This is a genomic window from Bifidobacterium [indicum] DSM 20214 = LMG 11587, assembly GCF_000706765.1.
GTDB classification, from domain to species: Bacteria; Actinomycetota; Actinomycetes; order Actinomycetales; family Bifidobacteriaceae; genus Bombiscardovia; species Bombiscardovia coryneformis.
The window spans coordinates 623,555-635,401 of the sequence record NZ_CP006018.1; the positions used below are offsets into that span (position 1 = coordinate 623,555).

An 11,847-nucleotide genomic window follows, 5' to 3' on the forward strand; every position below is an offset into this window, starting at 1 on the left:
CTGCCGGGCTTGGTCACCATCCTAGGCCAAGTGCCTGCGCTGCCAGGGGAATCCAACCCTGGACCAGGGCCATGTAGGTCAGGGTTCCGCAGGCGATACTGACCATCATGTTCCGCCTTCTGCAGTGCACCAGGACCGTAACCAGGAGGGATACCCCCTCGTATATGCCGTGGTCTCCGCCGGTCAGGGAGGTGTTGCGCAGGGAGTAGACCACCAGCATCCCCATGACTGCGGCGGGAAGCACCTGCCCCAGGCGGATGACGAATGCCGGTGGCCTGCGTCCCTCGGGCCAGATGAGGAAGGGGAGGAACCGGGTGCACATGGTGCCAAGAACCACGATGGCGATGGTGAGGACGCTTTGCAGGGTGGTCATGCGCTCGCCCCCGTCTCTTCGGGGTCGCCTTGGTCTTTCCGGTGCCTCCCAAGGGTCTGGTCGGCGATGGCGAAAGCCGCCACGATAAGAACCATGGAGGGAATGATGAAGTGGTCCGGTCCGAAGACCAGGAGGCAGACCAGCGAGGCCGTCAGGCCGATAAGGGCAGGGGAGTGCGTCTTCGTCCTCATCCATTGGTCGATGAAGAGGACCGCGAACATGGCCGTCAGGACGAACTCAAGTCCCCGTGCGTCGAATCGGGCCAGGTTCCCCAGCACCGCACCGGCTACGGCCCCACCGACCCAGTAAGCGTGGTTGAGGAGGGTGATGAAGAACATGAACCATCCTCGATCGACTCCGGGCGGTTCCTTGCTGGAGGAGATAAGGGCGAAGGTCTCGTCACACATGCCGAATATCAGGTAGGGCTTCTTCCATCCCGTCCCTCTGAACCGGGGCAGCATGGCCAACCCGTAGAAGAGGTGGCGGGCATTGACCATCAGAGTCAGGACAAGGGCGCCGAGGGGGTCAAAGGCCGACAGGAGAAGTTCAACGGTGACGAACTCCATGGACCCGGCGAATATCAGGGCGCTCATGGCCAGGGGGTAGATGATGGGGAACCCCTTGCTGGTCATCAGGAATCCGTAGGAGATGCCCAGAAAGAGAAAACCGGCCAGAATAGGCAGGGTCAACGGCAGGGCCGCCCTGAACGCCTTGCTCACAGCCGAGCCCTCCCTGACCTGTTTCATCGTCTCTTTCCGACCTTTCCACGCTTCCACCGCCGATTCTCCGAACCGCCCAGACGGACCTGGATGGCTTGGATACCGGCTCGATGGTAACCGGCAGTGGGGAGTGGTGCCAAGGCAGGGTGTCGGAACTGTGAGAAGCGGAACATATGGATGGCCACGTAGGAATAGGCCGGTTCGGGCACGTGTTGGACCGAGTGTAATGAGGTGGACGATGCGAGGAATCATGACAGGAGCAGGCGATATGTTCACGATGAAGCACACTCGGATGCAGTCCCCGGCTGTGGTCGCCGAGGGGCCGACGGGTTCGGATGGTCGGCAGGCGGCTCCTGGCGGGGCCGAAACCCTCGTCCTTGCCGGGGGGTGTTTCTGGGGGGTGGAACGCTTCTTTCAGGAAGTGAGCGGTGTCACCGATACCCAGGTTGGATACGCCCAGTCCAAGGTGGAGAACCCCTCGTATGAGGAGGTCTGCACCGGCAACACCGATGCGGTCGAGGCCGTTAGGATCGCCTATGATCCGGGCAGGGTCACCTTGCGCACCCTGACCCTTCTCCTGCTGGATATGATTGACCCCTTCTCCGTAGACAGACAGGGCAATGACCGGGGTCGCCAATATCGGAGTGGACTTTACTGGGAGGCCGGACGGCGCGATCAACAGGAGCCTGTTTTCCGCAGGGCGATCCGCGAACTTGAGGAGCGGACGGGGCGGCATCCTGCGGTCCAGGTCGAGGCCCTGAGCAACTTTTACCCGGCTGAGGAATCCCACCAGGATTATCTGATCAAGCATCCTGACGGGTACTGCCACATCCCCCTGGATGCCATCGCGGCAGCCCCCAAGCGGCAGCGGTACATCGAACGGATCTGGGCCCTGGATCAGGAGAGCTACGAGGTGACCCAGCACGCTGCCACGGAGGCGCCCTTCACAAACAAGTACGATGCGGAGTTCCGCCCGGGGATATATGTGGATGTGGTCGATGGTCAGCCGCTCTTCACCTCGGCGGACAAGTATGATTCGGGCTGCGGGTGGCCGGCCTTCTCCAAACCCATCGACCCTGACCTCCTGGTCAACCGGAAGGATTTCAAACTCCTGGGCAGACCCCGGATCGAGGTCAGGACGGCCCGGTCGGGCATCCACCTGGGGCACGTTTTCGACGACGGTCCGGCGGACCGGGGCGGTCGCCGCTACTGCATGAATTCCGCAGCCCTTCGATTCGTGCCCAGGGATGAGATGGAGGCCCAAGGCTACGGGGACTATCTGCCCCTGGTGGATGGCCAGGCCGGTGGGCGGGCCGACTGAATCCCGTCGTGGCCGGGTCTGAACCCCCGACCGTCATGACTGTGCCCGCGCCCGATGGTTCCGCGCGGGCACAGTTCAGACACATGCCTTTGCTATCGTTGATTGCTGGTCTGAATCTATAAGGAGTGCTGCCAATGTGCGGAATAGCCGGGTTCGTCTCTGATGCCCCAATCGAGGAGAAGACGGCCGTCCTGAAGCGGATGACGGATATCATCGCCCATCGAGGTCCTGATCAGGAGGGGCACTTCGTCAACGAGCAGGTGGCCCTGGGTTTCCGCAGGCTGAGCATCATCGACCTCCAGGGCGGTGACCAGCCCATCTTCAACGAGGACTCCAGCATGGCCATCACCTTCAACGGTGAGATCTACAACTACCGTATGCTGCGCGAGGTCCTGATCGAGAAGGGGCACACCTTCACCACCGACTCCGACACCGAGGTCATCCTGCATGGGTACGAGGAGTGGGGCAAAGACGTGCTGACCCGCCTTCGCGGCATGTTCGGCTTCGTCATCTGGGACAGCAACCGCAAGGAACTCTTCGGGGCCCGTGACCACTTCGGCATCAAGCCCTTCTATTACGCCATCATGAACGGCACCTTCATGTATGGTTCGGAGATCAAGAGCCTCATCCAGCATCCCGATTTCCATAAGGAACTCAACAAGGAAGCGCTGCGGCCCTACCTGACCTTCCAGTACCCGGCCCTGCCCGAGACCTTCTTCAAGGGCGTATTCAAACTGCCCGAAGGCCACTGGTTCACCTACCGGGACGGGAAGATGGACATTCACCAGTACTATGATCCGGCCTTTGGTGAGAGCGACCAGAATCTGGCCGACCTGGTCGACTCGATCGACAAGACCGTGGAGGATTCCGTCAAGGCCCACCAGGTCGCCGATGTGGAGGTGGGGTCCTTCCTTTCCTCCGGAGTGGATTCCAGCTATGTCGCCGCGGTTGCCCGCCCGGAGCACACTTATTCGATCGGCTTCGGCAAGGGCACCTATAACGAGTCCGACCAGGCGGGGGAACTGGCCTCCCTCCTCAAGCTCAACAACACCACCGAATCTTTGGACGGCGACCAGGCCTTCCAGTATTTCCCGCAGATCCAGTGGTATCTGGACGAGCCGGACTCCAACCCCTCCTGTGTGCCCCTCTTCTTCCTCTCGGAGCTGGCCAGCCGCGATCTGCGTGTGGTCCTGAGCGGGGAGGGGGCCGATGAGCTCTTCGCGGGTTATGTGGACTACGGGGTGCACACCCGGTACAAGGTCATCAAGGTGGCCACCCGGATTCTGGGGCACCTGCCCCGCAAGGCCCGCTACGCCATAGGGCGCTGGGCCAAGGGGAAGCGTTTCCCCGGGGCCTGGCATCTCTATGCCAACCTGGCTCCGGCCGAGGAGAACTTCATCGGCCAGGCCAAGGTCTTCGAGGAGGACGAGGCCGGGCGCATCCTTCGGCCCGAGTACCGCAAGGCGCCTTCGGTCAAGCAGATCGTGGACCGGACCTATGCCCGTCTCCGAGGGCGGAACCTGTCCGAGCTCAAGAAAAAGCAGTATCTGGACATGCATCAGTGGATGCCCGGTGACATCCTCCTCAAGGCCGACAAGATGACCATGGCCCATTCCCTGGAGTTGCGTGTGCCGCTCCTCGACACGCGCCTCATGGATGTGGCCGAGAAGGTTCCCACCAGGTATCTGATTACGGACGAGAACACCAAGTTCGCCTTCCGCAAGGCCGCTGACCGGCATATACCGCGGGAGTGGTCCGACCGCGAGAAGCTGGGCTTCCCGGTCCCCATCAAGGATTGGCTTCGCCGGGAAAAGTACTATCGTCTGGTCCGTTCGGTCTTCGAGCGGGATTACGTGGGGGAGTTCTTCGACCAGGAGGCCCTCCTGCAGATGATTGACGACAACTATGCCGGCAGGAACGATGCCCGGCGCAAGATCTGGACCATCTACTCCTTCCTGACCTGGTACGACGACTACTTCATCCACGACGGCACCAAGCCGGAGCTTCTCGACCTGGCGGACTAGCTCCCTGCACGGACCAGCGGGCTGCGGGTGTTTTGCTGCGGCCCGTTCCCGTGGGCATGTCTCCGGTTCTGTGGTATAGTGTCCTTTGGCTTGAGAAATCAAGAAAGTGGATAATCCCACCTGGGAGCCTCCCATGGCTTCGGGTTCACATTGTGGGTTCGGCTCCGTGATATTGGATGCCTGACCACGAGGAGTAATGCGGTTTTCCCTCCGGATGGAGGATTCCGCCGGCTCATGCTGTGAATTCGTCGCTTGCGGTTCCTGATGGTTGTCCGCCTGCAGTGGGTGTTGTGTGAATTTGAAAAGGAGTCATCATTAGCGACGAACCAAGGATTAACGACGAGATACGAGCATCTCAGGTACGCCTGATCGGCCCGAACGGCGAACAGGTCGGGATTATCGCAACCTCGGTCGCACTCAATCTGGCCAAGGAGGCGAACCTGGACCTGGTCGAGGTGGCAGCCCAGGCCAAACCTCCGGTCGCCAAGCTCATTGATTACGGCAAGTTCAAGTACAACGAGAAGATCAAGGCCCGTGAGGCCCGTCGCAATCAGAGCACATCGGAGATCAAGGAGATTCGTTTCCGTCTCAAGATCGACGACCATGATTTCGAGGTCAAGGAGGGGCACGTACGCCGCTTCCTGTCCGCCGGAGACAAGGTCAAGGTCACGATCATGCTGCGTGGCAGGGAGCAGTCCAGGCCCATCGGTGGCGTGGAACTCCTCCGCAAGCTGGCCGATGATGTCGCTGATCTGGGCTCCATCGAGTTCGCCCCCAAGCAGGAGGGTCGTAACATCATCATGACCTTGGCCCCCAAGGGCAAGAAGGTCCACACCCAGTCCGAGCAGCGCCGCAGGGGCGGCCAGGCCAGGGCTGAGCGTCAGGCGAGGCAGGCGGCACGTCTGGCCGCCAAGTCCGATGAGACCCAAGCCAGGAAGCAGGCCGAGGACGAGGCCGAGCAGGCCGTCGAGAAGATCGACGCCGCTCCCGCTCCCAAGGCTCCCAAGTCAACCACTACTTCCCCGAAGAAGATGAAATCCAAGGAGGGCAGCAATGCCGAAGATGAAAAGTAACTCTGCCGCGTCCAAGCGAGTCCGGGTCACCGGCACGGGCAAGCTGATGGCCGCCGGGTCCGGTATGCGCCACAATCTGGAGCACAAGTCGGCCAAGAAGCGCCGCCACCTCTCCACCGATCAGGTGCTTGCTCCGAGCCAGTCCAAGAACATGAAGAAGATGCTGGGCCGCTGAGCGGGCCGTTGGTCATTGAACTAGATTTTTAGAAAGCTGAGGAATATCTATGGCACGAGTCAAGCGGGCAGTCAACGCGCACAAGAAGCGCAGGGTCGTCCTTGAGCGGGCTTCCGGCTACCGCGGTCAGCGTTCACGCCTCTACCGCAAGGCCAAGGAGCAGCTGCTCCACTCATTCAATTACAACTACCGCGACCGCAAGGCCCGTAAGGGTGACTTCCGCAAGCTGTGGATCCAGCGCATCAACGCCGGATGCCGCGCTCAGGGCATCACCTACAACCGCTTCATCCAGGGCCTGCGCCTGGCTGGCATCGAGCTGGACCGCCGCGCACTGGCCGACCTGGTCGTCAATGACATCGATACCTTCAATGCCATTGTGGACGAGGCCAAGAAGGCCCTGCCCGCCGACGTGAATGCCCCCGTCGAGGCCTGAGTCCGGTCTCTCCGGGTGCCGTCGCCGAGTCATCGGCTGACTTGGTGCCTGTGACTGCATTCTTGTAGAACCCCGCTACGGCGGGGTTCTTTCATATCTGGCGATGGCCTTTCCGGAGCCTTGAAGCCTGTGTCGATGCCTTTTGAGTTCAGAATCGTGCCGTCGTATCTCGGTCGATGGGATACAGCTCGCCTATCTTGATGAATTCTTGAAATCTCTGATCCATCCTTGTCCGATAGGAGTCGAGGAAGGATGAATCATGACCTATGTCATCGAAACCAGGGGGCTGACCAGATGGTTCGGTCGGGGGCATAACCGCAGAAAGGCGGTCGATCGGATCGATATGCATGTCGGACGGGGGGATATATACGGTCTGCTTGGCCCCAACGGCGCCGGCAAGTCCACAACATTGAAGATGCTGACGGGCATGCTCCGCCCCAGCCAGGGCAGTATCCTTTTCCAAGGACACCCCTGGACCAGGGAGGACCTCTACCGAATCGGTGCTCTGATTGAGAGTCCGCCGCTCTATCCCAACCTGACCGCCAGGGAGAATCTCCGGGTCAGGGCCACCCTTCTTGGATTGGACCCCTCCACCATGGACCGGGCCTTGCGGACCGTTGGTCTCGTCGACACGGGAAACAAGCAGGCAGGTCGTTTCTCCATGGGGATGAAGCAGCGGCTGGGCATCGCCCTGTCCCTCCTGTCGGATCCGGAGCTGCTCATCCTGGATGAACCCACCAACGGTCTGGACCCCATGGGTATCGAGGATCTCCGCGCCCTTATTCGCACCCTGGCCGCCGAAGGCACCACGGTCATCGTTTCCAGCCATATCCTCAGCGAGATATCCCAGGTGGCGGATCACATCGGCATCATAGCCCAGGGTCGATTGGTCTATGAGCACAGTCTGGACCACTCCGTTGATCTGGAGGAGCTGTTCATGCGGGAATGCCGGCGCGTATCCGCAGAGGCAGGTGCACGATGAGGGTGCTTGGGGCTGCAATCCGAGCCGAGCTGCTGAAAAGCCGTCACTCAGCCCTGCCCTGGTTGGGGTTGGGCATGCCGGTTCTTGACCTGGTTCTTGCGTTTCTTCTAAGCCTCCTCATGCCCGCAGGTCCGGGAACCGAGGTTATGGTCAGTGAGATATGGAACTGGTGGGGCTCCATTCTCCAGCCTGCCCTTCTTGCCCTCCTGGCTGTCACGGTAATGGGGGAGGACACCCGGCAGCGTCTTCGTTCCCTTCTCCTGCTTCCGCGGGATCCTGGTCTGGCCTTCCTTGCAAAGACGGCGGTGGTTCTCCTGTGGAGTGTGGTATCCAATCTGGTCGTGTTCCTGCTTGCCTCCGTACTGCCTGGGATGCTGGGTCTGGGGGGTACCCCTCTTCAGGCAGGTTTTGCGGCTTTCATGCTCAATCTGGCCACGTCCGCCTGGTTGATCCCTCTGGGCCTGCTGGGTACAGCCGCGGTAGGGCCGATTTTCGGCATGGCCCTGCCTTTCTTCTTGGAGTATGTAGGTAGCATGGCCTGGGATAGCCCGATCTGGTGGCTGGTGCCATCTGCATCCTCACTGACCACAACCGCACCAGTGCTGGGGGTCCTGCCCAATGGGCTGCCCATGCGGGCGGAGAGTCCCCTCGGGGTCTTCGGTGTGCAATCGGCCCTGTCCCTGGTCATCTCAGTGAGCCTCTTCCTGGTCCTGACCGTGCTTGGTTCTCGGTGGTTCTCCAAGAGGGAGACGGTCTGATGAGTCTGATCGGGTCAATCAGAGCGGAGGCGATCCGTCAACGGCACTCGTGGTTCACCCCCATCCTTCTCGTAATCACGCTTGTTGGTGTGCTCCTCTTCCTCGCCTACTTTGCCGTGACCCCCTATGAGCCCTGGTACAAGGTGACGGGATACCTGCAGGTAATAGGAGGAATCCTGCCCCTGGTTGTGGGACTGGTCTGCGGTTTCATATCCGAGAGGGAGTTCAGGGCCGGCAACTATGCGGCCCTTCTGGGATTGCCCTCTCGGCGCTTGGCCCTTGCCGGAATCCTGACGTATCTCGAACTCCTCTACGCCTTGGTCTGTGCGGTTGCAGTCTGTCTTTTTGCTCTGGGTATGGACCTCCTCGGACAGAACCCGATGGGGAAGGATTCGTGGCTGTTGATATTGCTGGGACTCGTTCTCGGTGGGGCGGCATTGATTCCCCTGACCATGGTGGTTGCCATGGCGTGGGGGCGTCATGTCTGCATCCTGCTCGGGGTGTTCGGCAGTCTTATGGGTTTCCTGCTTCAGACCGGGTTGGGTGACGGCATATGGTGGCTTCTGCTCCCCGCCCTGCCTTCACGACTCCCCGTGGGGGTTGCAGCCCTGGTCCAGGCTGCTCAGACCGGTGGCACGGATCAGACGGCCTTTGCGGCCTATAACATCCAGCAGAACCTGGGATGGGGGATGGGCATCCTGCTGACATGTGCCTCCTGGGTCTTGGCGATGATCTGGGTGTCGGCCTGTCGGCCCGGCCATGAGCGGAACGAATGAGAAGATGGACGGAGACTTACCGCAATACGTGACCGAGCCAAAGGAATATGGCGCAACGTGATGCATGTCTGGCATTGAGGCAGGTCAGGCGGTCTGCGCGGCCGGGTTCTGTAAGGAGGTTGTCATGGCCAGGATTCTCGCGGTGGATGATGAGGAATCCATCCTGGACATCATCCGCATCGGACTGGGCAAGGAGGGGCACCAGGTTTCCACAGTCAGTGACCCGCGGAAGGTGGATATGCTTCACCTGGACTACTTCGACCTGGTCCTCCTGGACATCATGATGCCCGGTATGGATGGATTCGAGCTGGTCCGTAGGCTCCGTGAGGCCACCGGGGTTCCCATCATCTTCCTGACCGCCAGGACGGACCAGGCGGATGTGGTTCGCGGCCTCGGCCTCGGTGCGGATGACTATCTGACCAAACCCTTCCACCTGGATGAGCTGCGCGCCAGGGTCGATGCGCACCTGCGCCGGGAAGGTCGGGCGCGCTCGCAGGTGCTGACCCTGGGTGAGTTCCGTTTCGACATGTCTGCCAAGGAACTCACCTGCGGGGACCGTGCCATGAACCTGACACCGACCGAGTACGCCATCTGCGAGTTCCTGGCCGTCAACCGTGGGCATGTCTATTCCAAGGAGCAGATACACCGGGAGGTATCCGGCCTTGATCCGCGTGGGGAGGCTGCGGCCGTAGCCACCCATATAGGCAACATCAGGGCCAAGTTTCAGGAGGTAGGAATGGCTCCGATTCATACCAGATGGGGGGTGGGTTACCTGTGGGTGTGAAGAATCCCGGCGCAGTCCCTCAACGCGGCCACGGAAGAAAACTGAATACGATTCTGGGGTGGTTTCTGGTCATGTTCACGGCTGCGGAAGCCCTCGGTCTTGGGCTTCCCATCCTTGGGCTGGCGGTCGGCGTGAATACGGGACTCATCCTGCCGGCGAACTCATGCGAGGAGTCCGTTGGGGAATATGCCATGACCCTGATGGGGGACACCACCTTCCGCCCAAGTGATTTGCCCTCCTGCAGTGCATACATGGTCCTTGATTCCCGCCTCAAGGTGCAATCCTCGAATATGGATGCCCGGACCCGTTCAAGGATCCTGGACCTCATATCGGCGAGTGGCATGAAGGCGGCGGGGAGCTTCGTCATGATTCCACAGGAGAAGGGGTACGTGGTCATTTCCTATCAGATGGGCGCCCGTTATGCCGAGGACGGCTTGAATCGTGCGCTGCCCTCGCCTGAGACCGTTCTGAACGGTTGCATGGCCGTAAACGTCATCCTGGTCGCTGTCGTAGGCATCCTTCTTCTGGGGAGGTATCTGCGCCGGGGGGTGGCCCCCCTGAGCCGGGCCGTGGATTACATCGGAGCCGGGAACCTGGACTTCGCCGTAGGATCATCCACCGTTCGCGAATTCGACCAGGTGCTGGGGTCCGTGGACGTGATGAAGACCAACCTTCGCTCCTCCCTGGAAAGTGAGTGGAGGACCCAGGAGGAGAGCAGGCAGAGGACGGCCGCCCTGGCCCATGATCTCAAGACCCCCCTCACGGGCATCGCAGGCTGGGCGGACCTCCTGGGGGAGACTGACCTGGATGTGGACCAGGCGGAATACCTGAACAGGCTCGCTTCGGAGGAGAAGAGGATGGAGGAGCTGACCTCGGCCCTGATTCAATCCTCCCTCAGCACACCGGAGGCCGGACCCGAGCGAAGATACTGCGACCTGTCGGTACTCGTAAACGCGGTCATCGATATGGTCAGGGGCCAGGTCCTCGACAAGTCCATCGATCTTGAAGTCGGGGAGTTCACAGCGGACGAGGTGAATCTCGATGCCGACCTGACCGTGCAGGCCCTGGGCAACGTCCTGGTCAACGCCGTTGAGCACACCCCCGACCAGGGGCGTATCCGGATCGGGGTCGAGCTTGATGTTCCCGACCGGCAGATGACGAAACAACCCGGTCGCCTGGTATTCACGGTGGAGGACAGCGGCCCGGGATTCACTCGGCAGGATCTCGAGCGGGCCACCGAGCAGTCGTATATGGGTGACCCCAGCAGGTCGGGGCATCACTTCGGACTGGGGCTGAGCGTGGCCAAACGTGATGCCCGTGAGCAGGGTGGCGATATCAGCCTGGGGAGCTCGGCCGATTTGGGTGGGGCCAAGGTCGTCCTGACATTCCGGACGGAAGGTCGGAGGGGATAGAATACCGCCTATGACCAGCCAGCACGACCGGGAGGGGAGCAGGACCATCCCCGATGACCTTCCGAAGGCGATGGCGGACCTGCTGGACCAGTTCCTTGCCTATACGGGTGTGGAGCGGGGGTTGGCACCGGCGACGGTCAAGGCCTACCGGTCGGACCTGAGTATGTATGCGGGATGGCTCTCCAGGCAGGGTATCCGCAGCCTTGACCAGGTAACCAAGGGAGATGTGGAGGGCTTCCTTGCCGGACTCTCGTCGGAGAGCCCGGCAAGTCGTTCCCGCCGTCTGGCCGCTGTCCACGAGTGGCACAAATTCGCTCTGCAGCAGGGGGTGACAGATGAGGACGCTTCGAGGGGGGTCAAGGCTCCCAAGGGAACAGCCTCCCTGCCTGACGTTTTGACCGTTGACGAGGTCGCCCGGCTCCTGGATGCCGCCGCCATGGGTGGGTCACAGGACGCGGTGGTGCTCAGGGACAAGGCCCTCCTTGAGTTCATGTATGCAACGGGTTGCCGGGTATCAGAGGCTGTGGGTGCCAACCTGGACGATCTGGATCTGGACGAGCATGTGGTTCGCCTGACGGGCAAGGGGGACAAGCAGCGCCTGGTCCCGGTCGGTTCGTACGCCTGCGCTGCATTGGAGTCATACCTGAACCTTGGTCGTCCTGATTTGCAGGGCCGCGCCACCCGGGGAAGGGAGCTGACAGCCGTCTTCCTCAACAAGCGCGGGAAGCGCCTGACCAGGCAATCCGTCTGGGAGGTGGTGCGCAAGGCCGGCGAACGGGCGGGAATCCAGCGGCCTCTGCACCCGCACACCCTCCGACACTCCTTCGCCACCCATCTGATCGAGGGTGGCGCCGATGTCAGGTCCGTTCAGGAACTTCTTGGACACTCCTCGGTCACCACGACGCAGATATACACCCACGTGAGCCCTCAAGGACTGATTGAGGCCTACCAGACGGCGCACCCCCGCGCCCGCTGAGGGAAGGTGCCTCGGAAACGTCACACCCTGCCGGTAAACCC

Annotated in this window: 13 protein-coding genes; 11 read left to right on the top strand and 2 right to left on the bottom strand. The window is 61.2% G+C overall.

Annotated elements, in window-relative coordinates:
• Positions 1–13: 13 nt before the first annotated feature.
• Both BINDI_RS02290 and BINDI_RS02295 read right to left on the bottom strand, forming a co-directional pair.
• On the bottom strand, positions 14–373 hold the full coding sequence (locus tag BINDI_RS02290; RefSeq protein ID WP_033489856.1) for a branched-chain amino acid transporter permease: 360 nt from the start codon (positions 371–373) through the stop codon (positions 14–16).
• Positions 370–1,092 carry an AzlC family ABC transporter permease gene (locus BINDI_RS02295; RefSeq protein WP_237742964.1) on the bottom strand — a complete coding sequence of 241 codons (723 nt, stop codon included), beginning with the start codon at positions 1,090–1,092 and terminating at the stop codon, positions 370–372. Before BINDI_RS02295 ends, BINDI_RS02290 begins: the two co-directional genes overlap by 4 nt.
• A 250-nt stretch (positions 1,093–1,342) precedes the next feature.
• Here BINDI_RS02295 and msrB point away from each other — a divergent pair, with 250 nt between their 5' ends.
• The 11 genes from msrB (at position 1,343) to xerD (ending at position 11,806) form a co-directional block, all read left to right on the top strand.
• On the top strand, positions 1,343–2,413 hold the full coding sequence (gene msrB, locus BINDI_RS02300; RefSeq protein ID WP_033490795.1) for a peptide-methionine (R)-S-oxide reductase MsrB: 1,071 nt from the start codon (positions 1,343–1,345) through the stop codon (positions 2,411–2,413).
• A gap of 134 nt (positions 2,414–2,547) precedes the next feature.
• The gene (gene asnB / locus BINDI_RS02305; protein WP_033489858.1) at positions 2,548–4,437 is read left to right on the top strand and encodes an asparagine synthase (glutamine-hydrolyzing); all 1,890 of its coding nucleotides are present in this window, start codon (positions 2,548–2,550) and stop codon (positions 4,435–4,437) included.
• 311 nt (positions 4,438–4,748) lie between these two features.
• Positions 4,749–5,510 carry a translation initiation factor IF-3 gene (gene infC / locus BINDI_RS02310; protein ID WP_081830758.1) on the top strand — a complete coding sequence of 254 codons (762 nt, stop codon included), beginning with the start codon at positions 4,749–4,751 and terminating at the stop codon, positions 5,508–5,510.
• Positions 5,491–5,685 (top strand): 50S ribosomal protein L35, encoded by a 195-nt coding sequence (gene rpmI / locus BINDI_RS02315; RefSeq protein ID WP_033489861.1) that lies wholly within the window; start codon positions 5,491–5,493, stop codon positions 5,683–5,685. Before infC ends, rpmI begins: the two co-directional genes overlap by 20 nt.
• A gap of 49 nt (positions 5,686–5,734) precedes the next feature.
• Complete coding sequence (gene rplT / locus BINDI_RS02320; RefSeq protein ID WP_033489862.1) at positions 5,735–6,118, top strand: 50S ribosomal protein L20; 384 nt, start codon at positions 5,735–5,737, stop codon at positions 6,116–6,118.
• Positions 6,119–6,377: 259 nt separating this feature from the next.
• Complete coding sequence (locus tag BINDI_RS02325) at positions 6,378–7,100, top strand: lantibiotic protection ABC transporter ATP-binding protein (RefSeq protein ID WP_033489863.1); 723 nt, start codon at positions 6,378–6,380, stop codon at positions 7,098–7,100.
• Positions 7,097–7,858, top strand: a complete 762-nt coding sequence (locus BINDI_RS02330; protein WP_033489865.1) for a lantibiotic immunity ABC transporter MutE/EpiE family permease subunit — start codon at positions 7,097–7,099, stop codon at positions 7,856–7,858. The genes BINDI_RS02325 and BINDI_RS02330 overlap by 4 nt, the downstream gene beginning before the upstream one ends.
• Positions 7,858–8,634, top strand: a complete 777-nt coding sequence (locus tag BINDI_RS02335) for a lantibiotic immunity ABC transporter MutG family permease subunit (protein WP_033489867.1) — start codon at positions 7,858–7,860, stop codon at positions 8,632–8,634. The genes BINDI_RS02330 and BINDI_RS02335 overlap by 1 nt, the downstream gene beginning before the upstream one ends.
• A gap of 124 nt (positions 8,635–8,758) precedes the next feature.
• The gene (locus BINDI_RS02340) at positions 8,759–9,418 is read left to right on the top strand and encodes a response regulator transcription factor (RefSeq protein ID WP_033490796.1); all 660 of its coding nucleotides are present in this window, start codon (positions 8,759–8,761) and stop codon (positions 9,416–9,418) included.
• Positions 9,409–10,830, top strand: coding sequence for a sensor histidine kinase (locus tag BINDI_RS02345; RefSeq protein WP_158332584.1), 1,422 nt, complete (start codon positions 9,409–9,411; stop codon positions 10,828–10,830). The genes BINDI_RS02340 and BINDI_RS02345 overlap by 10 nt, the downstream gene beginning before the upstream one ends.
• 70 nt (positions 10,831–10,900) lie before the next feature.
• On the top strand, positions 10,901–11,806 hold the full coding sequence (gene xerD, locus BINDI_RS02350) for a site-specific tyrosine recombinase XerD (protein ID WP_033490797.1): 906 nt from the start codon (positions 10,901–10,903) through the stop codon (positions 11,804–11,806).
• Positions 11,807–11,847 lie beyond the last annotated feature (41 nt).

What these genes read in the sequence shown, in the direction of transcription:
- BINDI_RS02340 (WP_033490796.1), top strand. Translation starts at nt 8,759, where the DNA reads ATGGCCAGGATTCTCGCGGTGGATGATGAGGAATCCATCCTGGACATC.
- BINDI_RS02290 (WP_033489856.1), bottom strand. Translation starts at nt 373, where the DNA reads ATGACCACCCTGCAAAGCGTCCTCACCATCGCCATCGTGGTTCTTGGC.
- rpmI (WP_033489861.1), top strand. Translation starts at nt 5,491, where the DNA reads ATGCCGAAGATGAAAAGTAACTCTGCCGCGTCCAAGCGAGTCCGGGTC.
- BINDI_RS02335 (WP_033489867.1), top strand. Translation starts at nt 7,858, where the DNA reads ATGAGTCTGATCGGGTCAATCAGAGCGGAGGCGATCCGTCAACGGCAC.
- rplT (WP_033489862.1), top strand. Translation starts at nt 5,735, where the DNA reads ATGGCACGAGTCAAGCGGGCAGTCAACGCGCACAAGAAGCGCAGGGTC.
- asnB (WP_033489858.1), top strand. Translation starts at nt 2,548, where the DNA reads ATGTGCGGAATAGCCGGGTTCGTCTCTGATGCCCCAATCGAGGAGAAG.
- BINDI_RS02330 (WP_033489865.1), top strand. Translation starts at nt 7,097, where the DNA reads ATGAGGGTGCTTGGGGCTGCAATCCGAGCCGAGCTGCTGAAAAGCCGT.
- xerD (WP_033490797.1), top strand. Translation starts at nt 10,901, where the DNA reads ATGGCGGACCTGCTGGACCAGTTCCTTGCCTATACGGGTGTGGAGCGG.
- BINDI_RS02325 (WP_033489863.1), top strand. Translation starts at nt 6,378, where the DNA reads ATGACCTATGTCATCGAAACCAGGGGGCTGACCAGATGGTTCGGTCGG.
- msrB (WP_033490795.1), top strand. Translation starts at nt 1,343, where the DNA reads ATGACAGGAGCAGGCGATATGTTCACGATGAAGCACACTCGGATGCAG.